Origin of the sequence: Gilliamella sp. B3367 (assembly GCF_026536825.1) — a bacterium.
Classification (GTDB): Bacteria; Pseudomonadota; Gammaproteobacteria; order Enterobacterales; family Orbaceae; genus Gilliamella; species Gilliamella apicola_E.
Genome location: NZ_JAFNNJ010000023.1, coordinates 1 through 501 on the forward strand (window position 1 = coordinate 1; position 501 = coordinate 501).

At 43.3% G+C, this 501-nt stretch carries 1 protein-coding gene; it reads left to right on the forward strand.

Translation table 11 applies throughout. From position 1 onward, the window contains the following. A partial coding sequence (locus J3U23_RS12055) for a VENN motif pre-toxin domain-containing protein (protein WP_267339346.1) occupies positions 1 to 501 on the forward strand: 501 nt, incomplete at both ends.

Sequence of the window (501 nt, forward strand, 5' to 3'; positions counted from 1 at the left end):
ACATATCCAACACAGTCTGCCATGCAATACTGGGGGCTGTTGTTGCTGAGCTACAAGGGAATTCCGCCCTTGCTGGAGGACTAGGTGCCGCAGCCTCTGAACGTGGCGCTGAAATAATTGCCGGTATACTTTATCCGGGCAAATCTATAGATAAATTAAGCCAGGATGAAAAACAACAAATCAGCGCCCTCGCCCAACTGGCTACCGCCCTTGCTGTCGCAGCCGGTGGTGGCGATATTCAGGATGTCAACACCGCTGTTGCTGGGGGGAAAAATGCTGTTGAGAATAACTATTTGACCGAAAAAGATATTGAGAAGGCAAACAAAAAATATGCAGCTTGTCAAAATGATGAAATGTGTAAGTTACAAGTTCTTCTCGAAACTAATGCTCTTGAAAAAGATAAAGAAAACGAATTGTTTGATTTTAAGCAACAGTTACAACGTGAAGCTTTAGAGTTGTCACAAGAGGTTATGATAGCATGTCAAAACGATTCTCTTTGTG